Origin of the sequence: Desulfosarcina ovata subsp. ovata, from assembly GCF_009689005.1 — a bacterium.
GTDB lineage: Bacteria > Desulfobacterota > Desulfobacteria > Desulfobacterales > Desulfosarcinaceae > Desulfosarcina > Desulfosarcina ovata.
In genome coordinates, this window is the sequence record NZ_AP021879.1 from 2,667,955 (window position 1) to 2,692,368 (window position 24,414).

Sequence of the window (24,414 nt, forward strand, 5' to 3'; positions counted from 1 at the left end):
GAAATAATGGAAAAATCATCGTCAGTGGATGCGAGCGCGCTGAAGACCCTGTTCCAAGACTGTCGGCAATGCGGTTCCTGCTGTAAAAATTACCGTAAAATCGTCCTTCAGCCTGACGAAGTGGATTTCATTCGCAAGATGGGCGGCCATGTGGGCGTCGATGCCTCCCTGTCCGAACTCCGTCAGCGCTCCTTGCAGGAATTGATCGAAACGGCAAAGGCAGAAGGGAAAGTCTACATGATCCACCCCGACGACAAGGGATGCATCTTTCTTGAAAAGCGCAACGACAAGTACTACTGCAAAATCTATCACCACCGACCGCGCACCTGCCGGGGGTTCCGCTGTAATATGGCCGACAGCACCTTCCTGGATATCTTCGGACGCGATGCCACCGCCCTTCTGGGCATTGATGCGTATGGACTGCCGCTGAAATAGAGCCCGGATTACCGCATCATCTGCCAGTCGATCTTGAAATCGATTGCCGTGATGGCGGCGACGTGGTTGCCGAACCAATGATGCAATACCGGCCAGGGGATATTGTCAAAGGTCAATATCATGCGGGTGTCATCGATCACCTCATTCACCCGGCAGCGCGATAGGCCGGCGAACCCCTTGCCCACCGCCTTGAGCACGGCCTCCTTGGCGGTCCAGAAACGGAAGAAATTCTTCTGGGGATCGCCATCGGTTTGGCTCCACTCCTGCGGGTCGGCCACCCGGGCCAGCAGGGCCTCATTCACCGGCCGGATGGTCTCCAGATCGATTCCCACCGGCGTTGGTGCAGCAACGCCGCCAACCACCTCTGTTTTGTGGCTCAGGGACCAGTAGATGCCATCCACCGGTAGCGGCACCCCATCGGAATTTTTGGGAAAGGTGGCCAGGTGAAACGTACTGATCTCACAGGACCGGCTCAGCGCCTCGCGGGCGAGACGACTCAGGGTTTTGACCCGCTCACGGCGGTCCTGCGCTTGGTGGGCCGCAGAAACCGGCAGGATCACCGGATAGAGGGTCGTTAACGCAGCCATCACGATTCCTCACTTTCGTTCCGGATTTCCTTCTGAATGCGCAGGGCCAGTTCATAAACCCGCTTGCGCGGCAGTTGGTGGAGGCCGGCCAGTTCTTTGGAAATGCTGGATATGCGTGCGTCCGGCCGAGCCAACCGTTCACGCAAAAGATCGCCGAGGGCGTCGGTATCGATTGGCCGGGAAGGCGGGGCACCGGCCACCAGAATCGTACACTCCCCTTTAACCTCCGGACGAGGCCTCAGCACCTCCATAATCCGGGAAAACGGTCCACGAATGAATTCTTCGTGCAGTTTGGTCATCTCACGGGCCAGAACGGCCGGTCGGTCCCCCATCACCGATTGCAGCTCAATCAGGAAAGCCATGATCCGTCGGGGGGATTCGTAAAATACCAGGGTTCGGTCATCGGCGGCCAGGGATTGCAGCAGTTCCAGACGCCGGCCTTTTTTCCTGGGCGCAAAACCGACGAACACAAACCGGTCGGTGGGCAGGCCGGATGCACAGAGGGCCGTAATGGCCGCCGACACCCCCGGAACGGGAAAAATATCCAGCCCGGCCTCGACGGCGGCACACACCAGTCGATAACCGGGATCGGAGACCGATGGTGTCCCCGCATCGGAGACTAGCGCAACGGAGGCACCGGAGCGGATCTTTTCGATCAACTCGGCCGTGCGCTGCTGCTCGTTATGTTCATGGCAGGAAATCAGGGGGGTATGGATGTCATAATGGGAGAGCAGTTTTGTGGTGTGCCGGGTGTCCTCGGCGGCGATCAGGTCCACGCCACCCAGAATGCGAATGGCCCGCAGGGTGATGTCCTCCAGGTTTCCGATGGGGGTGGCCACAATGTAAAGGCCGCTGGCGCAACCGGTTACCGGGCGATCATCCGTAGGCAAGGCTGAAGGCATTTTTCACCACCTCGATATCGGTTGTGCCGGCGGCTGTGTCGATGGCGACCACGTCGAAGCGCGCACTTGCGCCGGTCTGCCCGGACTGTTTCAGGTACTCCAGGGCAGCCATGGAGATCTTGCGTTGTTTTGCCGGTGTCACCGCCCCTTTGGGATTGCCGAAACTCCTCGAACTGCGGGCCTTTACCTCCACAAAGACAATCGTGCCCTTCTCCCTGGCAATGATGTCGATTTCCCCCTGCCGGGTCCGGTAGTTGGTTTCGAGGATGCGATACCCATTGAGCTTGAGATATTCCGCCGCCAGCCGTTCACTTTTTTTTCCGAATTGTTGCTGACGGTTGAGCATGGTTGGGTCGCCGTTGAGGGAATTGTGCTGAAGGCTTACGGTTAATGATGGCTGGATCCCTTTAAGATGTGCTCCCGCACCCCTTTGAATGTCCGCCGGTGGATGGGACTGCATCCGTATTGGGCAATGGCCGCACGATGGCTTTGGGTGGGATAGCCCTTGTGCCGGCTGAAACCGAATTCAGGGAACAGGAGGTCCACCTGGGTCATAATCCGGTCCCGGGTGACTTTGGCCACGATCGACGCCGCAGCGATGGAGATGCTCCGGGAATCCCCTTTTTTGATGGTTTTCTGGGGCAGATCCGTGGCGATCGGAAAAATCCCGTCAATGAGCAGGCAATCCGGCTGAGGACACAAGTTGGCAACGGCCATGGCCATGGATCGCAACGTGGCCTGTAAAATGTTGGCCCGATCGATTTCAGCAGCATCCACCACCCCGACTCCGATTGCCCGGGCGACACCGTAAAGGCGATCATAAAGGCGGTTGCGCCGGGTCGGGGTCAATTTTTTGGAGTCGTCGATTCCCGGAAGATCAGCATTCTCAGGAAGAATCACGGCCGCTGAAACGACAGGGCCGGCCAGGGGACCCCGGCCGGCCTCATCGATACCGGCGATGCACCTGTGGCCCATTTTCTGTGCCTCGATCTCAAATACCCACAGGTCTGATTTCATTTGATCCGCCGTTGCCCGATACGCGGCATGACTGATATTCCGTGCAAAGATGCGCCCATCCACCGATGGCGGCTTAGTTGAACCGCCTTTCCCGGATTCTGGCGGCTTTCCCCCGCAACTTGCGCAGGTAGTAAATTTTGGCCCGACGCACGCGGCCGCGGGTCACGACTTCGATACGGTCGATGATGGGTGAATTCATGGGGAAGACCCTTTCCACGCCAACGCCGTAAGAGACTTTACGCACGGTGAAGGTCGCGTTGGCCAGTCCCTTTTTCTTACTGATGACCACCCCCTGGAAAGCCTGGAGCCGCTCCTTGTTGCCCTCGCGGATCTTCACATGCACGGTAACGGTATCCCCCGCTGTGAAGTGGGGCAGATCCATGCGGATCTGTTCTCTTTCAATGTTTTTAATGGTTTCCATGATAACTCCCGATGTTGTTGTTATAAATGAAATCGTCTGCTTCATTCACCCAGCAGCCGGTCCAGGATAATTGCCGCAGCGGACCGCACCGACAGATGATTATATTCGCATGTTCCTTTCAGCGGTTCCAGAACGTAATCGGCGGCGTCAATAAAGCTGCCACAAAGCCCCCAGGCCGTTCCCAGGGCAAGCAGCACCGGCACCGCCGAACCGGCAAGCATTTCACGCAGGCCATGGCAACTCAGGTTTCCCGAATCCCGCCTGGCCGTAGTGGCCACGACACAGGGCCGCTGACCATGCGCCCCGGAGATCTGGTCAACCGCCGCGTCAAAGGTGGCCCGGACGCGTACCAGCTCCAGGGCCTGACGCCTTTTGGGGTTATACGTCCCCCCCGCACCAATGGTCCAGTGGTCGAGAATCCGCTGGACCAGCACCATCTGGTCCTCCAGGGGCGTAATGACGAAATACCCCGCAACACCGTATGTCCGGCATGCCCGAGCGATATCGTGCAGGTCCAGATTGGTTACCGCCGAGGCAATGGTCGCCCCGTTTTTGTCGATCACCGGATAATGAACCAGCGCAACGTATAAGCGGCTACCCAAGCAGTCTGTCAAGGTTCCGCCGCCATTTCATCAGTATCGCCCGTTCCTCGGCTGAAAAATCCCGCCCGTGCAACAGATCCGGCCGTTTCAATGCCGTCCGGATCAGGGCGGTCTCATGCCGCCACCGGGCGATGGACTGGTGGTTTCCGGACTGCAGCACCTCGGGCACGGCCCGGTCGTCGAATGTCGCCGGCCGCGTATAATGGGCATATTCCACCAGTCCGTCACTGAACGTATCGTTGCCGGCCGATTCGGCATTACCCAGCACCCCGGGAATCAGCCGGGTCACCGCATCGATCACCACCATGGCCCCCAGTTCGCCACCGGTCAGCACAAAATCGCCAATGGAGACTTCTGCGTCCACATGGGCATCGATGAAACGCTCATCCACCCCCTCATAGCGGCCACAAACCAGAATCAGTTCTTCCGCCCCTGCCAGCGATTGGGCCGCCGCCTGGTCAAAGGGTTTTCCCTGGGGTGAAAGCAGCAGGGTGGTTGCCGCCGGCAATCCGGCCCGGGCGTCGGCCAGCGCAGCGGTGAGGGGTTCCGGTTTCATCACCATTCCGCAACCGCCCCCGTAAGGCCGGTCATCGGTCACCCGGTGGCGCCCTTGGGCATGGTCACGGATGTTGATGGTCCGGGGAATCAGCCGCTCTGCCTGAACCGCCCGTCGAATGATGCCGTGTGCCCAGAACGGATCGAACAGTTCGGGAAAAAGCGTGAGCACACAGACCTTCATGGTTCCAACCCCAATCCCGCCCTAAAGGCCTTCCGGCAGGTCCACCAGCATGGTCTGGCGCTCCAGATCGATGCTGCGAACCACACTGCCGATGGCGGGGATCAGCATCTCATTCGACTGTCCAGCGATCTGCCCCTTCACTACGTAAACATCGTTGGCCGGCGTGGGGATCACTTCGTCGAGGCGTCCCAGTAGCCGGCCGTCGGTATCGTACACGCTGAGCCCCACCAGTTCGAACCAGTAGTAGGTATCATCGTCCAGTTCGGGAAGCCGGGTCCGCGGCACAAAAAGCGATGCACCGGCCAGGCTTTCGGCCTGATCGCGGTCCGTCACCCGTTCAAGGCCCAGGCGAATTCCCCTGCCATGGGGATGGGCCCACTGGATCGTCAGGGTACGAACCGCCCCATCGGGCATCGTCAGGCGAAGATCTTCACCAGGCGCAAATAGCGCCATCGATTCGGCGTAGGAGTGGATCTTCACCCCCCCACGAATGCCATGGGCGCCGGTTACCCGGCCAATGAGGATGAAATCGTCCACGCCCTTCGATTTACTCGATGATTTCAAGAACGGTTCGTTTTTTTATCTTGGCGGCCGACGCACTGAGCAGGGTACGCATGGCCCGTGCCGTCCGCCCCTGTTTGCCAATCACCTTACCCAGATCCTCTTTGGCCACTTTCAGTTCGATGACGGAGGTCTGGTTGCCCTCGATCTCCTCAACGGAAACCTGATCAGGGTAATCCACCAGCTCTTGCGCAATGAACTTGATCAGCTCTTTCATGGACCCATCTCCTTGTGTTGCGGCTGAGAATCAGGTGCGGCAAAATTCGACGGTTTATCTGTCCATCATGATTCTGCCGGGTTGAAAACGCCCTCGCGCTTGAGGATCGTTTTCACCGTGTCGGTGGGGGTGGCCCCCTGGCTGATCCAGTATTTGACCCGCTCCGCGTTCAGCACGACCTGGGCCGGATCCTGAAGCGGATTGTAAGTACCGAGCTTTTCCAGAAAGCGACCATCCCTGGGGCTGTCGTTGTCGGCGGCGACAATGCGGTAGAAGGGTCTTTTTTTTGCCCCGTGGCGGGCCAGTCTGATTTTTACTGCCATGATTGTTCTCCTTTAGAATGGCAGCATGCCGCGACCCAACCCGCGCATGCCGCTTTTATTGATTTTTTTCATCATTTTCATCACCTGCGCATAATTTTTCAGCAGGCGGTTGACATCCTGAACGCGAGTGCCGCTGCCGGCGGCAATGCGTTTGCGGCGACTGCCGTTGATGATCGAGTATTGGCGCCGTTCCCGGGGGGTCATGGAGTTGATGATGGCCTCGATGTGGACCAGTTCCTTTTCGTCCACCTGCAGATTTTTCATCTGCTTGATCTTGCCCATGCCGGGAATCATTCCCAGGATATCGGTCAGCGACCCCATTTTACGGATCTGGCGCATCTGGTCACGGAAATCCTCCAGGGTGAACTGATTTTTGCGCAGCTTTTTTTCCAGTTCGATGGCTTTCTTTTCGTCCACCACCTCCTGGGCTTTTTCAATGATGGTAAGCACATCCCCCATGCCGAGAATGCGGGACGCCATGCGATCCGGATGAAACGCCTCCAGTTCGCTGAGCTTTTCGCCGACCCCGATGAATTTGATCGGTTTACCGGTAATCGAACGGATCGACAGGGCTGCACCGCCCCGGGCGTCACCGTCCATTTTGGTGAGTACCACGCCGCCGATGTCCAGCCGTTCATCAAAGGTCTTGGCAATATTCACCGCATCCTGACCGGTCATGGCATCGGCCACCAGCAGGATATCCGTGGGGCGCACCGTGGTACGAATTCGCGACAGCTCTTCCATCAACGCATCGTCGATATGCAACCGTCCGGCGGTATCCAGCAGCAGGGTGTCGCAACCGGCCTTCTGGGCGGCCACCCGGGCCTCCTGGCAGATTTTGACCGGATCCATGTCCGGCGTGGAATCAAACACCGGTACATCCAGCTGGGTGCCCAGCTTTTTGAGCTGGTCGATGGCCGCCGGCCGGTAGACGTCCGCCGGCACCAGGTACGGCTGCTTGCCGGTTTTGCGCAGCATCACCGACAATTTTCCGGCCGTGGTGGTCTTACCGGACCCCTGCAGGCCCACCAGCATGACCGCCACCGGCTTTTCGCCGGCCAGGTTCAACTCCTCGTGGGTCTCCCCCATGAGCTGGGTCAGCGACTCGTTGACAATCTTGACCACCTGCTGGCCAGGGGTCAGACTGCCCATCACCTCCTGCCCCAGGGCACGGGCCTTGATGTCAGCCACCAGTTTCTTGACCACCTGGTAGTGGACGTCAGCCTCCAGAAGGGCCATGCGGACTTCCCGCAGCCCGTCGGCAATATTCTTTTCAGAAAGCTTGCCATGTCCCTTGAGCTGCTTGAAGACCGAATTTAGTTTGTCGCTTAACGTGTCAAACATGACATTCCACCAGCCTGGTAAACTAAAACCTTGAAAGTAGATTTTTTTAAATGGTATGTCAAGATTTAAAAAGGGATGGGAAAGCGCACCGGATCAAAGGAAAAATCGATGCCGGGCCACCGCCGAACCCAGCCTCTGCAATTAATCGTTAACCGTTCCGGGTCGCTCGTGTCGGTCCGGCCCGTGGATCCCATATCATGGTCATAATATCAAGTAAAATCGACATCAAAACACTTTCCCGGCAGCAGCTTTGCGACTGGCTCGCGGCCCGTGGCATCCGCCCCTTCCGGGCCAACCAGATCTGGCAGTGGGTTTACACGCGCCAGACGGATCGTTTCGACGAGATGACCAACCTGGGAAAAGCGCTGCGCGCCGATCTTGAGACAGCATTCATCAATCCGCGGCTGGAAGTGGAAAACGAGGCGCTCAGCCAGGACGGCTCGCGGAAACTGCTCTTCAGGCTCGCCGACGGGCAGCACATCGAAACCGTGCTGATCCCTGAGAAAGACCATTATACCCTGTGCGTCTCCAGCCAGGTGGGCTGCGCCCAGGGATGCCGGTTCTGCATGACGGCCAAGGGTGGATTCGTGCGCCATCTCTCCGCGGCCGAAATCATCTCCCAGGTCCGCGACCTCCAAAAACGCGTTGACCGCCAGGGGGAGATGCCCCTTTCCAACATTGTCGTCATGGGCATGGGCGAACCGTTGGCCAACTATGACAATCTGGTCCAGGCCCTGGATGTGATCACCGACGGGGATTTCGGCCTCAAGTTTTCCACCCGGCGGGTGACCGTCTCCACCGCCGGCCTGGTTTCAAAGCTGCCGGATCTGGGACGCGACACCCGGGTCAACCTGGCCGTATCCCTGAATGCCGTCGATGACGAGACCCGCAGCCGGCTGATGCCGATCAATCGCCGGTTTCCCCTTGCCGACCTGATCACCGCCTGCCGCGATTATCCCCTGCCCCCCCGGCGTAAGATCACCTTTGAATACATCCTTATGAAAGGCGTCAACGACAGCCTTGAGGATGCCCGGCGCCTGGTCAAGCTGTTGCGCCCGGTCAAGGCCAAAATCAACCTGATCCCCTTCAACGAACACCCGGGCAGCGACTTCCGACGCCCTTCATCTTCCCAGATAAGCGCCTTTCAGGAACTTCTGGCCGCCCATCACTATACGGTCATCGTCCGCCACAGCAAGGGTCAGGACATTGGCGCCGCCTGCGGCCAGCTGAAAGCCAAGTTGGTATCCGAGGGCAAATAACGATCTTTCGGTAACGACCGCTTTTCACGAAAGCCTGTTGCGCCGGCATGGGTGCGCGGGGCCGAAAAGAGGTTGACATTTATTTAGTCACATATTATTTAGCCTCATAAATAATATGTGACTAAATAATAGGGCGCAAAATAAAAAAGGGGGAACAATGGATTCGGAAATCAAGCGGCTGACCACGCGAATGGATGTGGATCAATATTCCCGCCGGTTCAAGGCGCTGTTTCCGGAATTGGACATGAATTTCATGGTGAACTTCGGCAGTACCATGCTGATGCTGCATACCCTCATGGTGTTGACCGAAAGCTACTTCCAGAGCGTCGGAACCTCCAAAGGGCGCTTTCTCATCCTGATTCGTCTGCTCGCCGTTGATTCTCCCCAAGGGGAAAGCATCTCCGAATTACGGCCGTTTTACCCGATTACCTACGCGGCCATGTCCGGCGTCCTGGATACCCTGGAAAAGGACGGCATGATCGAGCGGCTACCCCATCCAACCGACCGCCGCAAGGTGAACATCCGAATCACCGACGCCGGCCGGAGGTTCATGATGGACTTCATTCCGAAGCATCTGGCGAACCTGAAGACCATATCCGCACTGCTCACGGACGATGACCGGGCACGGTTTCCGGAAATCCTGCAGAAAACCATCACCGGTTTCGGCCGGTTTCTTTCGAAAGACACGCCACCGTCGGATCAAGCGGAATGAAAGCTGGAGGTTCAGGATGAGACCATCTGACCATCGCAAATGGTTTTTCCCATACCGGAGCTTGGTATTGTTCGCCGCCTGGCTGCTGGTCGTCGCCGGCTGCACGACCGTGGGACCGGATTACGAGACACCCGATCTATCCGGGCAGCATCACGCAGACTGGATCGCGCATCCGCAACACGCAGAAACCACCTCATTGACGCCGTCCACACCGGCGAACCGGTGGTGGACGCAATTCGAGGATGTCGCGCTTGAAAGGCTGGTCGGTCGGCTCTTCGCGAGCAATATCGATCTGGCCGAGGCGCGCCAGTGTATTGTCGAGGCGCGTGCCCGCCGCGGCATCGTGAATGCCGACCGCCTGCCCCAGGTGGATGTGGAGGCGGCCATGCGCACCGCCGGGACCGGGGAAGAGGCCTTGAATTTTCAGGGCCCCTCACCCGGCGAAGAAATAGACGTCTATTCGGTCGGTGCCCTGGCCGGCTGGGAATTGGATCTGTGGGGGCGTGTGGCCCGGTTGGCGGAAGCCGCTGACCGCGACATTGAGGCCCAATACGGCGATTACGGCCATGCCAGGGTATCCCTGGCCGCGGAACTGGCCCTCGGGTACGTGGATGCGCGCGCCCTGGAAGCGCGGCTTTGCCTGCTGGATCGGCAACTCGGACTGCTCGAAAAATCCCTGCAACTGAGCCGATTGTGCCGGCAGGTGGGATCCGGGACGGAGCTGGCGCTGATGCAGGTACAACAGCGGCTCGACCAGATCCGGTCAAAGCGGCCCGAACTGGTTCGGGCCAGGGGCGTGGCGATGCACCGAATCGCCGTTTTGATCGGAACGCCGCCCACGAAGGAACTCATTCCGCCCGGCACGCTGCCAAAGCCGCCGCACATGATCGGCATCGGACTGCCGGCGGATCTGATTACCCGTCGGGCCGATGTCCGTCGGGCCGAAATGCAATATGCAGCGGCCGTGGCCCGCGTCGGGGCGGCGGTGGCGGATCGCTATCCCCGACTATCCCTGTCCGGTTCCTTGTATTTTCAAACCGACAGCGCCGATGGCATCTTTGATATGGACGCCCTGATTTATTCCCTCGGACCGGGGTTGCGGTTTCCCCTTTTCGATAGCGGCCAGATCAAACAGACGATCCGCGTCCGTGAATCCCAGGCCGAACAGGCCCGTCTCCACCTTCAGGGGACCTTGCTCAAGGCAGTCGGGGAAGTGGAGGATGCGGCGGTCGGGGTCGTGCAGAATCAACAGCGGGTGGCGCATTTGCGCCAAACCGACAAGGATGCCCGCAGGCAGGTCGAACTCGCCGAACAACGCTATGACGCGGGCCTGGAAAGCCTGATTCAGGTGATCGATGCGCAGTGTGATCGGGTCACTGTCGAAGATGCGCTGATAATTGCCAGGCAGCACCAACTCGGCGGTATCATCCGCCTGTACCGTGCCCTGGGCGGCGGGTGGGAGACGACTGCCCCCGGTCGGGCCGCCTTTGCCGCCATTCAAGGAGGTGACCGAAGATGAAGAAACCAAAGAAAACGATCATGGGGGTGCTGATACTGCTGCTGGCCATCGGGACCGGAGGCTATCTGTGGAAAACCGTGCGGTCGCATGAGCCGGCCGATGATGGGCTGACCCTCTACGGAAACGTTGACATCCGGGATGCACAACTGGCGTTCAAGGAACAGGAGGTCGTCCGCGAGGTGCTGGTCGAGGAAGGCGACACGGTCACCCAGGGGCAGATTCTCGCCCGACTGGACAGCGACCGGCTGACCTCCCAGCTCAAAGAGGCCGAGGCGCAATATGCCGCCCAGCAGGAGGTGGTGCGGCGACTCACCAACGGCACCCGGCGTCAGGAAATCAAACAGGCCGAGGCACGGGTGGTCGAAGCCCGGGTGCAGGTGCGCAATGCAGCGCGCCGGGTACGGCGACTGGAAAAGACCGCTCCGGTCGGGGCGAGCACCGAGCAGGACCTGGACGATGCCCGCGCCAGCCTGGACATGGCCCGGGCAGCGCTGAACGTGCACCAGGAGTCCCTGGCGCTTGCCCGCGAAGGGACCCGCAAAGAGGAGATCGCCGAAGCGAAACAGGTACTTGAAGCCCGGGACGCCCATCTCTCCCTGCTGCGGCAGCGGCTGGCGGATACCGTGCTTCACGCACCGGCAAAGGGGATCATCCTGAGCCGCATCCTGGAACCCGGTGAAATGGCCATGCCCACCCGGCCGGCGTTTGTGCTGGCCCTGAGCGAGCCAAAATGGGTTCGCGCCTACCTGCCCGAGCCGGCACTGGGACACATCCGCCAGGGAATGACGGCGCGGATCCACAGCGATTCATTCGATGACCGCTTTTTCGACGGACGGGTCGGCTTCATCTCCGCCCAGGCGGAATTCACGCCCAAAAGCGTACAGACCGCCCAGTTGCGGACCCAGCTGGTCTACGAAGTGCGCATCTGGACAGACGATCCGGCAGACGAGCTGCGGCTCGGCATGCCCGTGACCGTAACAATCAGCGTTCCCCCATCCATCGCGCAAAGTGAAAATCCGAAGAAGGGGTTCCGCCCGGGAATGGAGGGATGATGTTGGCAACGGCCACAGGCAATGCCGGAATGGAACGTTCGGTGATGGCCGCGCGGGGGCTTTGCATGACCTTCTCTCCCAAGGGAGCCCGTCCGGTGAACGCCCTCGACGGGCTGACCCTTGCGGCCCAGCCGGGACGCGTCACCGGAATCGTCGGTCCTGACGGAGCGGGCAAGACCACCCTGATGCGAATCGCCGCAGGGATGTTGATGCCCACGGCAGGGCACATGACGGTGTTGGGCGCCGATGTGGCCACGGGCATCGATTCGGTACGCGACCGCATCGGCTACATGCCCCAGCAGTTCGGACTGTATGAAGACCTCACCGTGCAGGAAAACCTGGACTTTTATGCCGATCTGCAGGGCGTGCCGCCATCCGAGCGGACCGGACGATACGCGCACCTGATGCACATGACCGGGCTCGAACCGTTCACCGACCGGCAGGCCGGACGGCTTTCCGGCGGCATGAAACAGAAGCTGGGCCTGGCCTGCTGTCTGGTCAAATCCCCCGGGATGTTGATTCTGGACGAGCCGACCGTGGGGGTCGATCCGCTGTCGCGTCGGGATCTGTGGGATATCGTCTATACCCTGGTGGAACGGGACGGCATCGGGGTGGTGCTCACCACCGCCTATCTGGACGAAGCGGAACGCTGTCACCACGTGGCCCTGCTCCACGAGGGGAAACTGCTGGACGAAGGGCCGCCCGACTGGTTTTACCGGCGGGTCAGGCAGCGGGTCTATCTGGTGACGCCGGCAAGCGGCATGAAGCCGCGGGATGCCCTCTCGTCACTGGCGGGACGGACGGACGTGATCGATGCGACGATTAGTTGCGGGCGCATCCGAACCGTTTTCCGTCAGCCGGCCTCCGGTCTCCTGCCCACCCTGCCGGACGGCGTCGCATCCGGGATCTCACCGGTCCGCCCGGTGTTTGAAGACGCCTTTGTCGACCGCCTGGTATCGGAAGGCGCCGGCCGGAAGCGGGACTGGCCGGCGGATGGCTTGACAGAGGCACCCCCCCTGACCGGCGATCCGACGGTCGTCGTCCGCGTCGCCGGCCTTACGAAACGATTCGGTGCCTTTGCGGCGGTCCAGGGCATCGGTTTCGAAGTGCGACGCGGCGAAATCTTCGGCTTGTTGGGGGCCAACGGCGCCGGCAAGACCACCACCTTCCGCATGCTTTGCGGATTGCTGCCCGCCAGTAGCGGCGAAATCACCGTTGCCGGCCGTGACCTGCGTCATTCGCCGGCCGAGGCGCGAACCCGTCTCGGCTACATGGCCCAGAAATTCTCTCTTTACCGCCAACTGTCCGTGGAAAGCAATCTGCGCTTTTACGGCAAGGCATACGGACTCGGCAGAAAAACGCTTGGCCGGCGTATCGACTGGGCCCTGGACGAATTTGATCTTAAAACGCGGCGGCGTCTGCCGGCCGGCAGTCTGCCCGGCGGCTATCGGCAGCGTCTGGCCATGGCCGCAGCCATGCTGCACGAACCGGATATCCTGTTTCTCGACGAGCCGACCTCCGGCGCGGATCCCCTGGCCCGGCGCGAATTCTGGCTGCGCATCAGCGGCTTTGCCCGCTCCGGCGTCACCGTGATCGTCACCACCCATTTCATGGAGGAAGCGGAGTTTTGCGATCACATGATCATCATGGCCCACGGCCGGACCCTGGCCAAGGGCACCCCCACGGAAATCCGGTCCATTGCGCGATCCGAGGCCAACCCGGATCCCACCATTGAAGATGCCTTCATCGCCTTGACCGACGAACGTGGCCATCCTCAACCGGAGGCTTTTGGAAATGGCTGATCAGAAAATTTCGCCCATGCGCTTGCACGGCTTCCTGCGCAAGGAAGTATTGCAGATCCGTCGGGACCCCAGCAGTCTGCTGCTCGGCATCGTGCTTCCGGTACTGCTGCTCTTCATCTTCGGCTACGGCGTGTCATTGGACCCCAAGGACGTTCCCATGGCCCTGGTGATGGAAGATCACGGTCCGGAGGCGCGCGACCTGGCCACCCGCTTCGATCTGTCGCCGTATATCGAAGCGACTGCCGCGCCCGGCATGGCCGACGCCGAGGCCTGGATCCGGGAGGGTCGCGTGGACGGCATCATCCGTATCCGCAACGATTTTTCGTCGACGCTCGCCCAAAACGGCCGCGCACCGGTTCAACTGATCCAGAGCGGCGTGGATGCCAACCGGGCCCGCCTCATCCAGGGCTACACCCGGGGAATCGTAGCCAAATGGATCGGCGTCCGCCGCGGCCGTGGCGAAGCCGCGGCCGCAGCGATGGTTACGGTCAGCGACCGCATGTGGTTCAACGCCGCCAGAAACAGTACCGATTTTCTCGTTCCTGGCCTGCTGACCCTGATCATGACCCTGATCGGTACCCTGTTGACCGCTCTGGTGATCGCCCGTGAATGGGAACGCGGCACCATGGAAGCGATTCTGGCCACCCCCCTCCGACCCGTGGAAATCCTCATCGGCAAACTGCTGCCCTATTTTGTCCTGGGCATGACCGGCATGGGGCTGTGCGTGGTTCTCGGGGTGACCTTGTTCGGCGTACCACTGCGCGGATCGGTCCTGCTCCTGATTACCTTCAGCAGCCTGTTTTTACTAGCCTGCCTGGGATTCGGGCTCCTGATTTCGGCCGCCGTCCGGGTCCAGTTCGTGGCGGCCATGCTGTCGGTCATCGCCGGTTTTCTGCCCGCGTTCTTCCTGTCCGGGCTGCTCTTTGACCTGGACAGCACCCCCCTGGCCATCCGGATCATCAGCCATATCGTCCCGGCACGCTACTTCGTAACCATCAGCCAGACCCTGTTCCTGGCCGGCAATGTCTGGCCGGTGCTGCTGCCCGCCGCCGGCATCCTGGCCCTGATGGCCAGCGTACTGCTCGGCCTGGCCCGGCGAAAATTGGTAAGGAGGTTGCCCGTCCCATGAACGCCCTTCGCAGAATACTCACCCTGATCATCAAGGAATTGGCCATGGTCATGCGCGATCCCAAAAGCCGCATGGTCGTCATCGTACCACCGATCATCCAGTTTTTCGTGTTCGGCTATGCGGCGACCTTTGATCTGACCGATGTTGGCTACGCCGTGCTGGATGAATCACGAACCGTGGAATCCAGGGCGCTGCTCGCCCGGTTCCAAGGCTCGGCGAATTTTAAATGCGTCGCCATCCTGGATTCGGACCGGCAGATCCGCGAAGTGATCGACCGCCAGCGGGTACGGCTCGTTCTCCATCTGCCGGCCGACTTCAGCAAACGCCTGCATACGGGCCGTGCCGCGGTGCTACAGGTCATCGCCGACGGGCGCAACTCCAATGTGGCGTCCGTCGCCCTGGGCTATGTGAATACCATCGTAGAGGGTTACAATCAGGAACTGGTTCAGGAAGCGGGATCCGACCCCGCGAGACCCGAGCTGGAACTGGTGGAACGGGTCTGGTTCAACGAAAACATGGAGAGCCGCTGGACCATCGTGTCCGCCTTGGGAGGCACCATCAGCATGATCGTGGTGATGATTCTGGCCGCATTATCTGTGGCCCGGGAAAGGGAATTCGGCACCTTCGACCAGCTTCTCGTGGCCCCCTTCCGCCCCGTCGAGATCCTGATCGGCAAGGCCATGCCGGGACTTGTCTTCGGACTGGCCGATGCCCTGCTGTTGTCCGCGGCCGCCGTTTTCTGGTTCCATATCCCCTTCCGTGGCAGTCTGACCGCGCTGTGTGCCGCACTGGCGGTGTTCATGATCGCCGTGGTCGGGGTCGGCCTGTTCGTATCCGCGTTGTCGACGACCATGCAGCAGGCCCTGTTGGGCGCGCTGATGTTCATCATGCCCGCCGTCATCCTCAGCGGGTTCACGACGCCCATCGAAAACATGCCCCCCTGGCTGCAGACGGGCACCCTGGCCAACCCGCTGCGCTATGTGGTTGCCGCGCTCCGCCAGGTATTTCTGGCCGGTGCGGATACGGCCGCGATCTGGCCCGAGCTCTGGCCCATGCTGATCATCGCCGGCCTGACCCTGCCGGCGGCCGCAGGGACGTTCCGGCACCGGACGCATTAGCGTCTGTCCGGAAACAGGGCTGCTGGAAGGCCGCCCCCTAAATCATATAGCGCTTGCTCCCCCCGGGAGGAACCCCCAGGACGGTGACCTTGCGGTCGGTGCCGGCACCCTGCACGCTGACCGTGACCGGCTCATGGTTCGGGGCCTTACTGTAGCCGGCGCAGATGCTGGCGGCCAGCATGACCGTACCCTCCTCGGCGCCATCGGGAATCACCGCAAGCGGTCCCGGGTAGTTTTCCACTTTCAGCAATAGGTCGCGCTCGGGATCGACGTTGCGATTGATCATTTCATTGTCCTGACGGGTGCGGCCGACCACGATCTTGGTCTGCGGCCCCAGGCGCAGGTGGCGGCCGAATTTGAGCAGGTGCAACGCCCGTTCCGGGCAGTCGGCCTGTTGGTCGAACAGGTCCCGCAATCGCCGACTGAATATTTTGTCGGTAAGCAGGCAGCCGCCGGCAGGCGCCGGGAATTCGTTCACCCCATAGGTTTCGGCCAATTGCAGCTGAGGTTTGCGCGAGCGGCCGGAGATGTCCAGCAGTCGGTTGCGGTCCACCCAGCCGTTTTGCTCGGGGATGGTTTCCGGCAGGCAGCGCGCCGACAAGGGCCGCAGGATGTAGCCGTCGAAACCGGAATGTTTCTCCACATAGCGCAGCGACGTGCGGTTCTGGCTCATGGGGCGCTGTCCCAATACCTCGCCGGAGAAAAGAAAATCAAAGCTCTTGTCGGTCATCATCGCTCCGGCCAAGCGAAACATCAGGGCGTGACAATCCATACAGGGGTTCATGTTCTTGCCGTAGCGCACCGACGGCGATCGCATCATTTGCATGTATACGGGTGTTATTTTTTGAACGGTCAACGGCACACCGGTCTGTTCCGACGCTTTCCTGGCCTTGAAGGCCGAAAAAAAAGGGGTTTCAAAACAGACCCAGTGCACCTCAATGCCCTGTTCGCGCAACACCAGCGCGCTTAAAATACTGTCCAGGCCCCCGGAACACAGTCCCAGGGCGCGGATGGTCCTCGATTCAGCCATAATTGTCCTTATTGATTATTATCAAAACGATATCACCCGATTACCGGATAGGGTAAAGACCTGCAGCGATTATGTCAAGAAATGGTCTGACACCCGCCAGGACAACCGCATTTGGATTTCATTCTTGTTTTTGAATAACACCAAAAAAAATTATCTGGATTCATTTAATACCAAATGATAAAATCCAACCAAAATTGTTTTCCAAGCAAAAAATGTTCATTATTATGAACCTTTCCCTTTCTACATCTTCAACCCAAAAGCAGGCGTTCCCACTCGATTAGCATTCGATATCGATTAACATTCATGGATAATAAACGATTTTGGTTTTAAAAATTGCCTTGACAACATTTAATACAATGATGTTTAACACGTTAAGGTTCAGTTCGGTGAAAAAGCTTTACGCTGATATTGGGCTTTTTGCAGATCCGTCAATATTTCCCTGATTCACTCCCTTTTAGCATGAGCAACGTATTCCTGCATGGAATGCTTTTGTTAACCCTCAAGTCTTAACCTGATAGGAGTCACCGATGAAACAAGAGATCAGTTTAAAGGTTAATGGCGACATCTATGACCTTTACGTCGAGCCTTGGCGGACCCTCAACGAGGTGCTTCGCGAAGACCTGAATCTGACGGGAACCAAGTTGGGCTGCGGTTCGGGTGACTGCGGTGCCTGCACGGTCATGATCGACGGCAAAAGCGTCAGTTCCTGCCTCACCCTGGCCGTGGAAGCTGATGGCAAAGAGATTCTCACCGTGGAGGGCCTGGCTCCTTCCGGAGAAGAGCTCCATCCCATCCAGGACGCCTTCATCGAAAAGGGTGCCATCCAGTGCGGATTCTGTACCCCCGGCATGGAGCTGTCCGCCCTCAACCTGCTCAACAGCAACCTTGATCCCAATGAAAAAGAGATCCGGCATGCCATTTCCGGCAACCTTTGCCGCTGTACCGGATACAACAAGATCGTGGATGCGATCGCCGATGCCGGCCAACGAATGAAATCCCAACAATAAAACAGGAGACAACGGTAATGCCAGCACCCCATTTCGACTATCTCGCCCCAACAACTGTAGACGAGGCGGTTGCCGCACTGGTCAAGGGCGGCAAGGACGCCCGCGTCATGGCCGGCGGCACCGACCTGATGGTCAAGATTCGCCACCGGGCGTTGTTTCCCAAACAGCTCATCAGCCTGAAACGCATTGACGGTCTGGACGCGATCACCTTTGACGAAAAAAGCGGATTGACCATCGGTGCCACGGCGCTGTTGGCCGATGTGGCCAGCCACCCGATGATTCGCAAGCACTATCCCACCGTGGCCGAAGCCGCCGAATCCACCGCCAATGTTCAGGTCCGCAACATGGGCACCGTGGTGGGCAACCTGTGCAACGCCTCGCCCTCGGCCGATAACGCGCCGACACTGATTGCACTGAACGCTGCGGTCAACATTACCGGCCCGAACGGGACCCGCAGCATGCCGCTGGACGAATTCTTCCGCGGTCCGGGCATCACCGCCCTGGAGACCGGGGAGATCGTCACCTCGATTGTTGTGCCCACACCGCCCGCCCATACGGGAACCGCCTATATCAGCATTTCCCAACGCGGCCAACTGGATTGCTCGGCCATCGGCCTGGGTGCCAGGGTCACCATGGATGGCAACCGTTGCACGGATGTCCGCATCGTGGTGGGTGCCTGCGCGCCGATCCCGTTGAGGACCAAAGCGGCTGAAAAAATGCTGGTCGGCCAGGAGTTGACCGACGACCTGATTCGCAAGGCAGCCCAGAAGGCCTCGGATGAAACATCTCCCATCACCGACGTCAGGGCCTCTGCCGAGTATCGTCAAAAAGTCACCACCGTCATCGCCATCCGGGCATTGATCGATGCTCGCAAAATGGCAAAGCGGAAAAAATAATTCCCTATCGTTCGCATACCGCTGTTGCCCCAAATACCGACAGCCATAAAAGGATTGCCCATGAAAGCGTTCAATATCATCGGAAAAGACATTCCACGAACCGACGGAAAGGCCAAAGCGACCGGACAAGCCGTATATGCCGACGATATCAAACTTCCCGGCATGCTCCACGGCAAACTGCTCCGCAGCCCTCTGGCTCACGCCCGCATTGTCAACATCGACACCAGCAAGGCCGCTGCCCTGCCCGGCGTACGCCTGGTCATTACCGGCGCGGATCTGCCCAAGGTCACCACCGGCAACTGGCGGCTGTTTCCCAAAACCCAGGATGAGTATGCCCTGGCCATCGACAAAGTTCGCTATATCGGCGATGAAGTGGCCGCCGTGGCGGCCACGGATCCGGACATTGCCGAGGCGGCCATCGAACTGATCGAGGTGGAATACGAAGAACTGCCCGGCGTTTATGACATCGAAAGTGCGCTGAAAGATGACGCACCGCTCCTTCACGACGGGTACAAAACCAATATCAGCATCGATCGCAAAATCGAATACGGCAATCCGGACAAAGCATTCGCCGAATCGGATTACGTGCGCGAAGACACGTTCACCGTCCAGGCCCAGAGCCACGCCTACATGGAACCTTGTTCCTGCGTGTCCCAGGCGGACCAGGAAGGACGCGTCACCATCTGGACCTCCACCCAGACGCCGTATATCGTTCAATGCCTGCTGGCCTCGGCGCTGAATCTGCGGGAGAATGACGTCAGGGTCATCAAGCCCACTGTGGGTGGCGGGTTTGGCGGCAAAATGGAACTGCGCTCCTGGGAAGTCTGCTCGGCCTTCATGGCCCAAAAAACCGGCCGCCCAGTGAAATTCACCCTGACCCGTGAAGAAGAGCTGATGGCCGGCCGCCGGCGCCATCCCATGACCATCCGCTCCAAGATCGGATTTAAAAAAGACGGCACGATCATGGCCAAGGACCTGCACATCTACCTGGACGGTGGCGGCTACAATGCCATGGGCCCCACGGCCTGCTTCCTGGCCGGCAACTTCGGCGCCATGCTCTACCGCTATCCCAACTACCGTTACCTGGGCGAGCACGTCTACACCAACAAACCGCCGGCCAGCGCCATGCGCGGTTTCGGCGCGCCCCAGACCCTGTTTGCCGCCGAGACCCAGATGAACATGGCCGCCGAGGACCTGGGCATCGATCCCATCGACCTGCGCCTGAAAAACGCCCAGGTGACCGGCGATGTCCTGCCCGGCGTGGCGACCATCAGCAGTTGCGGTTTCATCGAATCCCTGGAAGAAGTTCGCAAAATGAGCAACTGGGACGAGATCCGTAAAAATCCCAAACCCGGACAGGGTATTGGGATCGGCTGCTACAGCTTCATCTCCGGTGGTGTGTTCAACTGGTTCAATACCCAGTACAACTTCTCGGCCGCCGAGGTGAAGGTGTTCGAAGACGGCACCGCCCACCTGCTCACCATGGCCGCGGATATCGGCCAGGGGGTGGAGACCGTCATGACCCAGATTCTGGCCGAAGCACTGGGCCTGCAAATGGGGGATATCCGCATTACCGCCGCCGATACGGCCATCACCCCCCAGGCCGACCTGGGCGCCTGGGGAAGCCGCTTGACCCTCTTCAACGGCAATGCGGTGCTGGATGCCGCCAATAAGATCAAAAAGAAGCTGGCCGGCGCCGTAGCCGCCAAGTTCAACCTCAACTCGATCTTCGCGATTGAATTCGAAGGTGGCCGGGTGTTTGCCAAAGGCAAGCCTGATCGGGGCATGAGCCTCGGAGAAGCCGTGGCGTTTGTGCAGAAGATGCAGCGCGGCGAGCCGGTGGTCGCCCGGGGCTACTACACCCCCAGAGACAAGGGTCTGGTCAGCCCGGCGTTCAGTTTCGGCGCCCAGGTGGCCGAGGTCAACGTGGATGAGGAGACCGGCCAGATCCAGGTCAAACAGATGAACACGGCCCACGACTGCGGGACGGTGATCAACCACATGTCCGTGGAAGGTCAGTTGGAAGGCTCGATCCAGATGGGTCTGGGCTATGCCCTTTCCGAGAATTTCGTCATGGACGGCGGCAAAACGCTTAATACGAACTTTCTGGATTACAAGATGCCCCATGCGGCCGACATGCCGCCGAGCAACTCGGTGTGCATCGACACCTATGAAGAGGAGGGGCCCATGGGGGCCAAGGAGGCGGGTGAAGGCCTGGTATCGCCCACGGCTCCGGCCATTGCCGATGCGGTGCACCATGCCACCGGGTTCCGTTGCACGGACCTGCCCATCACCCCGGAGAAAATACTCAAGGGGCTGAAAAAAATGTAAGCATCAAAACGGTGGGCTGGAAACCGGCCGGTCTTCAGCCCACCATATCTATCGCTTTCCCGCCTTGGACGTCAATTGCACCTGGAAGGTATGCCCCAGCACTTCGGCAATGGCGTGTACCGTGTTGTGGAAACGGGTGTACATCATGGCCAGGCCGATAATCCCCGCCAGAATCTGCAGCGATTCAAGATCCTGATCCGAGACTTTCCACGGTTCGTAGTGGTAAAGCCGCAGCACACCAATCACCTCGTTTAAATGGATGATCGGCAAAGAGGCAATGGCCGCGATCCCTTCCTTGCGGGCCTCGTCCGGATATTGCAACCCATGGTTCTTTTGACCGATATCGGAGATCACCGCGGGGTTTCCCTGAAAGGTTGCGTTGATGCTCTTGGGGGTGCTGAGCGGTCCTTTGGTCAGGTATTTGGCAGAAAGCCCGAAACTGGCCAGAATCTCCAGTTCTTCGGTAACCGCATTGAGCACGAAAATGGCACAGCCCTTGATGTCCAGCCCGGCGGTGAGCAATTGGCACAAATGGTTGGTCATGATGTCCAAATCTTCACTATGGGCGATGGCTCGGGTGACTGACTTGAAAATATCGATATTGACTCTGTTTTCAGATGCCATTTCATCCTCCTTTCAGGTGGCGACACAGATGGTCACCCCGCGCAGGGCACCGACGACGCGGGCGTAAATGCTGCGGGTAAAAAAATGGGTCACTTTCCCGCCCCCCCGGCTGAGCACCAGAACGTTGCAGCCGGCAACCTGCTCGACAATCTCTTCCGCCGCGCTCCTGACCCGCTTCTTGAACACGCAGGAGATCGCATCCGCATCAAACCCGCCGGCGGCCAGCGTCTCCGCCACCGCCCCAAGGGCGGCTTCGCGCTCCTTGAGTTCCGCCGACAGATAGGTCATCCCGCTTCTCATCTTCCTGTTTTCGGGGCTGGCGGCCAGATCGATGTCGGGCAAGGGGGGGTAAGCGTGGAAAAGGGTGATGTGGACATCCTTGTGCCCGGCGAAGGTGTCAATGGTAAAGCGGATCGATTTCTGATCGTTGGGAGAATAGTTGTAGGGAAGTAGAATCCGAAACGTTGCCATTGCGCCCTCCTTTCCTGTTGAAAGGGTTAGTCAACGCGCCGCAAATCCGGTAGAAACAGGCACTATCAGCAAATCAGATTAACAATAAGGGCGAAAAAGAACGATGCATCAAAACGACGGTTAACGTCCTTCCAACCAGCTTCAACAGGAACGGCAGGGTCAACGGCATGAAGCGGTCAATGGCTTGCGGCTATATTACCTATGCTAAAATGGACCCCGAAAGGTGTCAAACATTATTCGCCCCGATAAACGAGCCGCACCTCGCGATCGGTCAGCGTAACCGTAAAATGGGGACGTTGCAAAAACAAAAATGGCGGGGAAAACCCCGCCATTTCTTAATTTCAGATGGTCTATCGCGGATCGATCAGCTGTGTGCCTCTTCCTTTACGCCCACAGCCATTTTGTAAAGTACGGTCAGCACCAGCGCACCGATGGCATAAACGCCCAGGGTAATGCCGATTTCCGGCATGGTGGGCGCGTACTCGTTGACCTCATGCATCGGGTTGGGCACAAATCCACCCGAGATCATGCCCAGGCCCTTGTCGATCCAGGTACCCAGGATGATGACGAAGCAGGCAATCATCAGCGAGCTTTCGTTCTTGCGGGTGGCCGGGGTGACGGTAAGCACGATACCCGCCGCCATCAGAATCATCGACGCCCACATCCAGGGCACCAGGGCACCGTGGCCATGCAGGCCGACGAACAGGTATTTGAGGTGCGTGGTATGACCGGGAATGTTGCTATAGAAAGCGACAAACACTTCACACAGAAAGAAGAAGACGTTGATGCTGATCGCATAGGCCACGGTTTTGGCCAGGCTCTGAATCTGCTCTCTGCCCGGATCGAAGTTGGTGAAGCGGCGAATAAACAGGCAGAGCAGGATCAGCAGGGACGGGCCGGCGGCAAAGGCCGACGCGAGAAACCGGGGGGCCAGGATGGCGGTCAGCCAGAAATGGCGCCCCGGAAGACCGCAGTACAGATAGGCGGTCACCGTGTGAATACTCACGGCCCAGGGGATCGAGATGTAAATCAGTGGCTTCAGCCAACCCTGGTAATGAACGCCGTTACGCTCGGCCTCCAGCACGTTCCATCCGATCACCAGGTTGAGAAAGAGGTACCCGTTGAGCACAATGGCATCGTAAAACAGCACACTGTTGGGTGTCGGGTAAATCAGAACGTTGAGGGCGCGCATGGGCTGCCCGAGGTCGACCATGATAAAAAGCAGACACATGACAATGGAGGCGATGGCCAGAAATTCACCCAAAATGGTAATTTTGCCATAGGCCTTGTAGTTGTGCAGATAGTAGGGCAGTACCACCATCACCCCTCCGGCGGCCACACCGACCAGGTAGGTGAAGTTAGCGATATAGAATCCCCATGAGACGTCCCGGCTCATGCCGGTGATACCGAGGCCGAACTTGAGCTGCATCATATAGATGCCGAAGCCGGCTCCGATGATACCCAAAAGGACGACCACCCATCCCCAGTACCATTTGTTTCCTTTTACGGCTAATTCAAGCATGCTCACCTCACACGATGTAGTAGACGGCCGGCTCTGTTCCCAGGGTCTGTTTCCGTCTGATGGTGTAGTTTTCCTTCAACAGTTCTCTGACTTCCGAGTGCTCGTCGTACAGATCGCCGAAAGCGATGGCGCCGTTGGAGGCTTCCACACAGGCAGGCTGTTTACCCACGGCCAGCCGTTCCGCACAGAAGTTGCATTTTTCAACCACACCCTTCATGCGGGTGGGGAATTCCTTGTTGGTTTCCTTGATGAAGGGACGCGGGTCCCTGAAGTTGAAGCTGCGGGCACCAAAGGGACAGGCAGCCATGCAGAAACGGCAGCCGATACAGCGATGGAAATCCATCATTACAATGCCGTTCTCATTCTTAAACGTTGCCTTGGTCGGGCAGGCCCGCACGCAAGGGGGATTTTCACAGTGGTTGCACAGTAACAGAAATGGCCGGTTCTCGACCGCTTCATCGAGAAAGCTGCTGGCCTTGTCGGTGAAGGCGTTGTGGTAATGGGTTTCCCAGATCCACTTGATCTCGTGATTCTTGTTCTCGATTCCCGTGGGAATGTTGTGGATCTTGTTGCAGGCCTCGATAATCGGCTCCAGCGCCTCGGCGGTCTGCAGTTTACGGGTATCGATCACCATGGCCCATTGTTTGGCCGACCGGGCATCCTCCCCTTTGGCCACATGGTAGCCGGGCCCCTCAGCACCTCCCGAAGCGAAGGCATTGAGTACGGGTTTTGCCCCAAGACCCAGCGCGGAAACGCCAGCTATCTGAAGAAAGCGTCTTCTGCTGTTTTTCATA

27 protein-coding genes are annotated in these 24,414 nt (G+C 59.0%); 11 read left to right on the forward strand and 16 right to left on the reverse strand.

Features of this window, described 5'->3' with window-relative positions; translation table 11 throughout:
* Positions 1-6: 6 nt before the first annotated feature.
* On the forward strand, positions 7-435 hold the full coding sequence (locus GN112_RS11910) for a YkgJ family cysteine cluster protein (RefSeq protein WP_155310426.1): 429 nt from the start codon (positions 7-9) through the stop codon (positions 433-435).
* Between the two features lie 8 nt (positions 436-443).
* Here the strand turns inward: GN112_RS11910 and GN112_RS11915 are convergent, their stop codons facing one another.
* From GN112_RS11915 to ffh, 11 genes are all read right to left on the reverse strand, one after another.
* Positions 444-1,022: a 4'-phosphopantetheinyl transferase family protein gene (locus tag GN112_RS11915; RefSeq protein ID WP_155310427.1), complete on the reverse strand. Its 579-nt coding sequence runs from the start codon at positions 1,020-1,022 to the stop codon at positions 444-446.
* Positions 1,022-1,924, reverse strand: a complete 903-nt coding sequence (gene rsmI / locus GN112_RS11920; protein WP_155310428.1) for a 16S rRNA (cytidine(1402)-2'-O)-methyltransferase — start codon at positions 1,922-1,924, stop codon at positions 1,022-1,024. Before rsmI ends, GN112_RS11915 begins: the two co-directional genes overlap by 1 nt.
* Complete coding sequence (locus tag GN112_RS11925) at positions 1,899-2,270, reverse strand: YraN family protein (protein WP_155310429.1); 372 nt, start codon at positions 2,268-2,270, stop codon at positions 1,899-1,901. The genes rsmI and GN112_RS11925 overlap by 26 nt, the downstream gene beginning before the upstream one ends.
* Before the next feature lie 41 nt (positions 2,271-2,311).
* Positions 2,312-2,941 (reverse strand): ribonuclease HII, encoded by a 630-nt coding sequence (locus GN112_RS11930; protein WP_155310430.1) that lies wholly within the window; start codon positions 2,939-2,941, stop codon positions 2,312-2,314.
* A gap of 73 nt (positions 2,942-3,014) precedes the next feature.
* Positions 3,015-3,362: a 50S ribosomal protein L19 gene (rplS, locus tag GN112_RS11935; RefSeq protein ID WP_155310431.1), complete on the reverse strand. Its 348-nt coding sequence runs from the start codon at positions 3,360-3,362 to the stop codon at positions 3,015-3,017.
* Between the two features lie 41 nt (positions 3,363-3,403).
* Positions 3,404-3,976, reverse strand: coding sequence for an RNA methyltransferase (locus tag GN112_RS11940; protein WP_231716999.1), 573 nt, complete (start codon positions 3,974-3,976; stop codon positions 3,404-3,406).
* The gene (trmD, locus tag GN112_RS11945; protein ID WP_155310432.1) at positions 3,957-4,703 is read right to left on the reverse strand and encodes a tRNA (guanosine(37)-N1)-methyltransferase TrmD; all 747 of its coding nucleotides are present in this window, start codon (positions 4,701-4,703) and stop codon (positions 3,957-3,959) included. The genes GN112_RS11940 and trmD overlap by 20 nt, the downstream gene beginning before the upstream one ends.
* Positions 4,704-4,724: 21 nt before the next feature.
* Complete coding sequence (gene rimM, locus GN112_RS11950; protein WP_155310433.1) at positions 4,725-5,267, reverse strand: ribosome maturation factor RimM; 543 nt, start codon at positions 5,265-5,267, stop codon at positions 4,725-4,727.
* A complete protein-coding gene (locus GN112_RS11955; RefSeq protein ID WP_155310434.1) occupies positions 5,251-5,481 on the reverse strand; it encodes a KH domain-containing protein in 231 nt (76 codons plus the stop codon). The genes rimM and GN112_RS11955 overlap by 17 nt, the downstream gene beginning before the upstream one ends.
* 65 nt (positions 5,482-5,546) lie before the next feature.
* The gene (gene rpsP / locus GN112_RS11960; protein WP_155310435.1) at positions 5,547-5,804 is read right to left on the reverse strand and encodes a 30S ribosomal protein S16; all 258 of its coding nucleotides are present in this window, start codon (positions 5,802-5,804) and stop codon (positions 5,547-5,549) included.
* 12 nt (positions 5,805-5,816) lie between these two features.
* Entirely contained in the window at positions 5,817-7,148 is a 1,332-nt protein-coding gene (gene ffh, locus GN112_RS11965; RefSeq protein ID WP_155310436.1) for a signal recognition particle protein, read from the reverse strand.
* A 197-nt stretch (positions 7,149-7,345) separates the two neighbouring features.
* Here ffh and rlmN point away from each other — a divergent pair, with 197 nt between their 5' ends.
* The 7 genes from rlmN to GN112_RS12000 all read left to right on the forward strand — a co-directional run bounded on the left by rlmN (position 7,346) and on the right by GN112_RS12000 (position 15,739).
* Positions 7,346-8,407, forward strand: coding sequence for a dual-specificity RNA methyltransferase RlmN (gene rlmN / locus GN112_RS11970; protein WP_197743315.1), 1,062 nt, complete (start codon positions 7,346-7,348; stop codon positions 8,405-8,407).
* 157 nt (positions 8,408-8,564) lie between these two features.
* Positions 8,565-9,119, forward strand: a complete 555-nt coding sequence (locus tag GN112_RS11975; protein ID WP_155310437.1) for a MarR family winged helix-turn-helix transcriptional regulator — start codon at positions 8,565-8,567, stop codon at positions 9,117-9,119.
* A 16-nt stretch (positions 9,120-9,135) separates the two neighbouring features.
* Positions 9,136-10,638, forward strand: a complete 1,503-nt coding sequence (locus GN112_RS11980) for an efflux transporter outer membrane subunit (protein WP_162458898.1) — start codon at positions 9,136-9,138, stop codon at positions 10,636-10,638.
* Positions 10,635-11,690 carry an HlyD family secretion protein gene (locus GN112_RS11985; RefSeq protein ID WP_155310439.1) on the forward strand — a complete coding sequence of 352 codons (1,056 nt, stop codon included), beginning with the start codon at positions 10,635-10,637 and terminating at the stop codon, positions 11,688-11,690. Before GN112_RS11980 ends, GN112_RS11985 begins: the two co-directional genes overlap by 4 nt.
* Positions 11,687-13,492: an ATP-binding cassette domain-containing protein gene (locus tag GN112_RS11990; RefSeq protein ID WP_197743316.1), complete on the forward strand. Its 1,806-nt coding sequence runs from the start codon at positions 11,687-11,689 to the stop codon at positions 13,490-13,492. Before GN112_RS11985 ends, GN112_RS11990 begins: the two co-directional genes overlap by 4 nt.
* Positions 13,485-14,621: an ABC transporter permease gene (locus GN112_RS11995; protein ID WP_155310440.1), complete on the forward strand. Its 1,137-nt coding sequence runs from the start codon at positions 13,485-13,487 to the stop codon at positions 14,619-14,621. The genes GN112_RS11990 and GN112_RS11995 overlap by 8 nt, the downstream gene beginning before the upstream one ends.
* Positions 14,618-15,739 carry an ABC transporter permease gene (locus tag GN112_RS12000; protein ID WP_155310441.1) on the forward strand — a complete coding sequence of 374 codons (1,122 nt, stop codon included), beginning with the start codon at positions 14,618-14,620 and terminating at the stop codon, positions 15,737-15,739. The genes GN112_RS11995 and GN112_RS12000 overlap by 4 nt, the downstream gene beginning before the upstream one ends.
* A 37-nt stretch (positions 15,740-15,776) precedes the next feature.
* On the opposite strand, the gene GN112_RS12005 is transcribed toward GN112_RS12000, so the two are convergent.
* Positions 15,777-16,769, reverse strand: a complete 993-nt coding sequence (locus tag GN112_RS12005) for a DUF814 domain-containing protein (RefSeq protein ID WP_155310442.1) — start codon at positions 16,767-16,769, stop codon at positions 15,777-15,779.
* Between the two features lie 527 nt (positions 16,770-17,296).
* On the opposite strand from GN112_RS12005, the gene GN112_RS12010 reads away from it, so the two are divergent.
* Genes GN112_RS12010 through GN112_RS12020 form a run of 3 tightly spaced genes read left to right on the forward strand, consistent with a single transcriptional unit; the run spans position 17,297 to position 21,003 of the window.
* Entirely contained in the window at positions 17,297-17,776 is a 480-nt protein-coding gene (locus GN112_RS12010; protein WP_155310443.1) for a (2Fe-2S)-binding protein, read from the forward strand.
* A 17-nt stretch (positions 17,777-17,793) separates the two neighbouring features.
* Positions 17,794-18,672 carry an FAD binding domain-containing protein gene (locus tag GN112_RS12015; RefSeq protein WP_155310444.1) on the forward strand — a complete coding sequence of 293 codons (879 nt, stop codon included), beginning with the start codon at positions 17,794-17,796 and terminating at the stop codon, positions 18,670-18,672.
* Positions 18,673-18,732: 60 nt separating this feature from the next.
* Positions 18,733-21,003: a xanthine dehydrogenase family protein molybdopterin-binding subunit gene (locus GN112_RS12020; protein ID WP_155310445.1), complete on the forward strand. Its 2,271-nt coding sequence runs from the start codon at positions 18,733-18,735 to the stop codon at positions 21,001-21,003.
* Positions 21,004-21,051: 48 nt separating this feature from the next.
* Here GN112_RS12020 and GN112_RS12025 read toward each other — a convergent pair whose 3' ends face one another.
* The 4 genes from GN112_RS12025 to dsrO all read right to left on the reverse strand — a co-directional run bounded on the left by GN112_RS12025 (position 21,052) and on the right by dsrO (position 24,413).
* On the reverse strand, positions 21,052-21,627 hold the full coding sequence (locus GN112_RS12025) for a GAF domain-containing protein (protein WP_155310446.1): 576 nt from the start codon (positions 21,625-21,627) through the stop codon (positions 21,052-21,054).
* Positions 21,628-21,639: 12 nt separating this feature from the next.
* Positions 21,640-22,098, reverse strand: coding sequence for a universal stress protein (locus GN112_RS12030; protein WP_155310447.1), 459 nt, complete (start codon positions 22,096-22,098; stop codon positions 21,640-21,642).
* Positions 22,099-22,462: 364 nt separating this feature from the next.
* Positions 22,463-23,620 (reverse strand): sulfate reduction electron transfer complex DsrMKJOP subunit DsrP, encoded by a 1,158-nt coding sequence (gene dsrP, locus GN112_RS12035; protein WP_155310448.1) that lies wholly within the window; start codon positions 23,618-23,620, stop codon positions 22,463-22,465.
* Between the two features lie 7 nt (positions 23,621-23,627).
* Entirely contained in the window at positions 23,628-24,413 is a 786-nt protein-coding gene (dsrO, locus tag GN112_RS12040; protein ID WP_155310449.1) for a sulfate reduction electron transfer complex DsrMKJOP subunit DsrO, read from the reverse strand.
* Position 24,414 lies beyond the last annotated feature (1 nt).

Excerpts from the sequence above, each read along its gene's own strand:
- rlmN (WP_197743315.1), top strand. The coding sequence starts at position 7,346 with ATGGTCATAATATCAAGTAAAATCGACATCAAAACACTTTCCCGGCAG.
- trmD (WP_155310432.1), bottom strand. The coding sequence starts at position 4,703 with ATGAAGGTCTGTGTGCTCACGCTTTTTCCCGAACTGTTCGATCCGTTC.
- GN112_RS12015 (WP_155310444.1), top strand. The coding sequence starts at position 17,794 with ATGCCAGCACCCCATTTCGACTATCTCGCCCCAACAACTGTAGACGAG.
- rplS (WP_155310431.1), bottom strand. The coding sequence starts at position 3,362 with ATGGAAACCATTAAAAACATTGAAAGAGAACAGATCCGCATGGATCTG.
- GN112_RS11955 (WP_155310434.1), bottom strand. The coding sequence starts at position 5,481 with ATGAAAGAGCTGATCAAGTTCATTGCGCAAGAGCTGGTGGATTACCCT.
- GN112_RS11930 (WP_155310430.1), bottom strand. The coding sequence starts at position 2,941 with ATGAAATCAGACCTGTGGGTATTTGAGATCGAGGCACAGAAAATGGGC.
- GN112_RS11990 (WP_197743316.1), top strand. The coding sequence starts at position 11,687 with ATGATGTTGGCAACGGCCACAGGCAATGCCGGAATGGAACGTTCGGTG.
- dsrP (WP_155310448.1), bottom strand. The coding sequence starts at position 23,620 with ATGCTTGAATTAGCCGTAAAAGGAAACAAATGGTACTGGGGATGGGTG.
- GN112_RS12030 (WP_155310447.1), bottom strand. The coding sequence starts at position 22,098 with ATGGCAACGTTTCGGATTCTACTTCCCTACAACTATTCTCCCAACGAT.
- GN112_RS12025 (WP_155310446.1), bottom strand. The coding sequence starts at position 21,627 with ATGGCATCTGAAAACAGAGTCAATATCGATATTTTCAAGTCAGTCACC.
- GN112_RS12010 (WP_155310443.1), top strand. The coding sequence starts at position 17,297 with ATGAAACAAGAGATCAGTTTAAAGGTTAATGGCGACATCTATGACCTT.
- GN112_RS12020 (WP_155310445.1), top strand. The coding sequence starts at position 18,733 with ATGAAAGCGTTCAATATCATCGGAAAAGACATTCCACGAACCGACGGA.
- dsrO (WP_155310449.1), bottom strand. The coding sequence starts at position 24,413 with ATGAAAAACAGCAGAAGACGCTTTCTTCAGATAGCTGGCGTTTCCGCG.
- rpsP (WP_155310435.1), bottom strand. The coding sequence starts at position 5,804 with ATGGCAGTAAAAATCAGACTGGCCCGCCACGGGGCAAAAAAAAGACCC.
- GN112_RS11975 (WP_155310437.1), top strand. The coding sequence starts at position 8,565 with ATGGATTCGGAAATCAAGCGGCTGACCACGCGAATGGATGTGGATCAA.
- GN112_RS11910 (WP_155310426.1), top strand. The coding sequence starts at position 7 with ATGGAAAAATCATCGTCAGTGGATGCGAGCGCGCTGAAGACCCTGTTC.
- rsmI (WP_155310428.1), bottom strand. The coding sequence starts at position 1,924 with ATGCCTTCAGCCTTGCCTACGGATGATCGCCCGGTAACCGGTTGCGCC.
- GN112_RS11925 (WP_155310429.1), bottom strand. The coding sequence starts at position 2,270 with ATGCTCAACCGTCAGCAACAATTCGGAAAAAAAAGTGAACGGCTGGCG.
- GN112_RS11985 (WP_155310439.1), top strand. The coding sequence starts at position 10,635 with ATGAAGAAACCAAAGAAAACGATCATGGGGGTGCTGATACTGCTGCTG.
- GN112_RS11980 (WP_162458898.1), top strand. The coding sequence starts at position 9,136 with ATGAGACCATCTGACCATCGCAAATGGTTTTTCCCATACCGGAGCTTG.
- GN112_RS11915 (WP_155310427.1), bottom strand. The coding sequence starts at position 1,022 with ATGGCTGCGTTAACGACCCTCTATCCGGTGATCCTGCCGGTTTCTGCG.
- GN112_RS12000 (WP_155310441.1), top strand. The coding sequence starts at position 14,618 with ATGAACGCCCTTCGCAGAATACTCACCCTGATCATCAAGGAATTGGCC.
- GN112_RS11995 (WP_155310440.1), top strand. The coding sequence starts at position 13,485 with ATGGCTGATCAGAAAATTTCGCCCATGCGCTTGCACGGCTTCCTGCGC.
- ffh (WP_155310436.1), bottom strand. The coding sequence starts at position 7,148 with ATGTTTGACACGTTAAGCGACAAACTAAATTCGGTCTTCAAGCAGCTC.
- GN112_RS12005 (WP_155310442.1), bottom strand. The coding sequence starts at position 16,769 with ATGGCTGAATCGAGGACCATCCGCGCCCTGGGACTGTGTTCCGGGGGC.